Here is a 3266-nt window from a genome sequence, read left to right as displayed (position 1 = left end):
CCCGACCGCGCCCCCCCCCCCGCCCGCTTCCGTCTGTTCCGGCTCTCCGTCTGTCACCAGGTCCGCAGGATCGCGATCCGATCTCGCAACTGCTCGACATTGGCCATCGCCGTCGGCGGACCTCCGCACTGCCGGCGCAAATCCCCGTGGATCACCCCGTGCGGCTTACCGGTCCGGTGGTGTACCACCGCGACGAGCGAATTGAGCTCACGACGCAACTGCGCCAGCGAATCGGCGGTCGCGACCCGCTCCGTGACCTGAGGGGGAGGTTCGTGCGCGGGAACCGCTTTCGGCTTCTCGAGTTGCTGTTCCTGACGTTGCCGCAGCAGGGCTCGCATCTGGTCCGCGTCGAGCAGGCCGGGCAACCCCAGATAGTCGGCTTCCTCGTCGCTCCCGGAGAACGTGGCGGTGCCGAACGAGGAACCGTCGTAGATCACCTGATCGAGTTCGGCGTCGGCACCGAGCGACTGGAACGCCTTCTCGTCCTCCCCCGGCTCGTCCTTGCGGCGATTGGCGTCGGCGAGCAACTCGTCGTCGAACCCCTCCTTCACCCGGTGGGGTTTGCCGAGAATGTGGTCGCGCTGAGCCTCGAGCTGGCTGGCGAGGTCGAGGAGGACCGGAACGGACGGGAGGAAGACGCTGGCGGTCTCGCCTTTGCGGCGTGCACGCACGAACCGTCCGATCGCCTGCGCGAAGTACAGCGGGGTGGAGGCGCTCGTCGCGTACACCCCCACTGCGAGACGGGGCACGTCGACGCCTTCCGACACCATTCGCACCGCGACCATCCAGCGCTGGGTGCTGGCGCTGAACTCCGAGATCCGCTTCGAGGCGGTGGGATCGTCGGACAGGACGACAGCGGGCGCCTCCCCGGTGATGACCTCGAGCGCTCGGGCATACGCGCGGGCGACTGTCTGATCCGTCGCGATGACGAGCCCACCGGCGTCGGGCATCCCCCCGGCACGCAACTGTTCGAGGCGGGTGTTCGCCGCCCGCAGAACGGCCGGGATCCAGTCGCCCTCGGGATCGAGAGCGGTACGCCACGCTCGCGCCGTCTGTTCGGCGCTCAGCGGCTCGCCGAGGCGTGCGGTGAACTCCTCCCCCGCATTGGTACGCCACCGCGCCTCGCCCGAATAGGCGAGGAACACCACGGGCCGCACCACGCCGTCGGCGAGGGCGTCGGCGTACCCGTAGGAGTGGTCGGCTTTGGACTGCATCAGTCCGTCACCGTTCGGCTCGTACGTGACGAACGGAATGGCGCTGTCGTCACTGCGGAACGGGGTACCGGTCAGCGCGAGACGCCGGGTGGCGTCACCGAATGCCTCACGGATGCCCTCACCCCAGCTCTTGGCGTCACCACCGTGGTGGATCTCGTCGAGGATGACGAGGGTGCGGCGCGCTTCGGTGCGTACCCGGTGTTTGAAGGGGTGCGAGGCCACCTGTGCATACGTGACGACCACACCCTGGAAATCACTCGAGGTCTGGCCCGTCGAGTTCGAGAAATTCGAGTCGAGGGCGATACCGACGCGCGCGGCACCCGCCGCCCACTGATGCTTGAGGTGCTCGGTGGGCGCGACCACCGTGATCTGATCGACGGTGCGGTCGCGCAGCAGTTCCGACGCGACACGCAGCGCGAAGGTGGTCTTGCCGGCGCCCGGGGTCGCCACCGCCAGGAAATCACGAGGCTTGGTCGCCAGGTACTTGGTCAGGGCGCGACGCTGCCAGGCGCGCAGCTGTCCCGCCGGGGCGGAGGTCGTAGCTTGTCCGACGGTTTCGATGCTCACCGGTTTCTCGTGCTCCTTGTCCGCATAGCTCTGATCGACCTCCGCCGGTGCCGCGACGCAGTGCGCCTCGACCGGACGTCGACCGTCATGAAGCCTAACGTCTCCGCGCGCCGATCCCGGTCACGAACCGCGCGCCGACGATCACCTCCGGCGGGATCGTGGCAGACTTTCCCTGCACCTACCGGCCCGGCTCCGCGCATGACGGCACGTCGTCGGGAATGCTGGAAGCAGATGAACGACACACCCCGATCCCCCACCTCTCAGCCCCGCGGCCGCCTGCGGCACGCGGTACGCCGGACTGGGCAGGTCATCGGCCACACCCTGGCGATGTCCTGGAATCACTCGATCTTCAGCAAGGCGGCAACCGCGGCCTTCTGGCAGACACTGTCGTTGCCGCCACTGCTGCTCGGGCTGCTCGGCAGCCTCGGTTACGTGGGCGGATGGTTCGGACCCGACACGGTGGACATCATCACCTCCAAGATCGTCACGTTCACCCGTACGGCGTTCAGCGACAGCGTGGTGGACCAGATCATCCAGCCCACGGTCGAGGATGTCCTCAACCGCGGGCGCGCCGACGTGATGTCCGTCGGGTTCGTGCTGTCGCTGTGGGCGGGGTCGTCGGCGATTGCCACCTTCGTCGATTCGATCGTGGAAGCCCACCATCAGCAGAACCACCGCAACCCGATCTGGCAGCGCATCTTCGGACTGCTGCTCTACGTGATGTTTCTCATCCTGGCGGTGTTCACCCTGCCGCTCGTCGCTCTGGGCCCGACGATGATCGGCCGGTTGTTGCCCGACTCCTGGTACACGCTCGGATCGAGCATCGTCGACACGTTCTACTACCCGGGTGTCGGACTGCTGCTGCTCCTCGGTCTCACCACGCTCTACAAGGTGGCCCTGCCGAAGTCGCTCCCCTGGCACCGGCTGCTCGGAGGTGCGCTGGTTGCCGGCGCGTTCTTCATCGCCGCGAGCGTGGGACTGCGCTGGTACCTGACGATCATCGCGTCGACCGGGTACACCTACGGAGCGCTGGCCGCGCCCATCGCGTTCCTGCTGTTCACGTTCTTCCTGGGATTCGCGATCGTGCTGGGCGCCGAGTTCAACGCGACCGTTCAGGAGTTCTGGCCGGCGCGTGCGACCAGGATGGAACAGTGGAAAGAGTGGCTGTCGGCGCAGGCCGATCAGGTGCCGTCACCCGAACTCGGTCCGGTCACCAACCTCACGCGGCGGCTCACCGCGGCCAGCCCGATCCGGATTTCCGATCTGTTGCGCCCGGGAGACCAGCAACCCGAGGCGTGCCCGATCGACCGGCACGAGCGAGCCGACACCGACGGGGAGTGCATGGAACTCGAGCGGGACGGCACGGAAGCCGACCGGCCCCGTCCGGACAGCACCGCACCCGAACATGCAGAAGCGGCCGGGGGAGGGCGTTGTACCCCCGCCCCCCCGGCCGCGGTAAGACCGCGGGGCCCCGGGGGCGGGCCC

At 68.0% G+C, this 3266-nt stretch carries 2 protein-coding genes; one reads left to right on the top strand and one right to left on the bottom strand.

Annotated features, from left to right (window positions below; genetic code table 11):
- Positions 1-53: 53 nt before the first annotated feature.
- Positions 54-1781 carry a DEAD/DEAH box helicase gene (locus tag TVH25_RS21120; RefSeq protein WP_378528719.1) on the bottom strand — a complete coding sequence of 576 codons (1728 nt, stop codon included), beginning with the start codon at positions 1779-1781 and terminating at the stop codon, positions 54-56.
- Between the two features lie 231 nt (positions 1782-2012).
- On the opposite strand from TVH25_RS21120, the gene TVH25_RS21115 reads away from it, so the two are divergent.
- Positions 2013-3266: YihY/virulence factor BrkB family protein (locus TVH25_RS21115; protein WP_422425395.1), on the top strand; the 1254-nt coding region annotated here is incomplete at its 3' end.

The sequence above is a fragment of the Rhodococcus sp. 7Tela_A2 genome, assembly GCF_049311045.1.
GTDB lineage: Bacteria > Actinomycetota > Actinomycetes > Mycobacteriales > Mycobacteriaceae > Rhodococcus.
The sequence above is the reverse complement of the archived record's forward strand: the minus strand, read 5'-3'. Positions and strand labels throughout refer to the sequence as shown.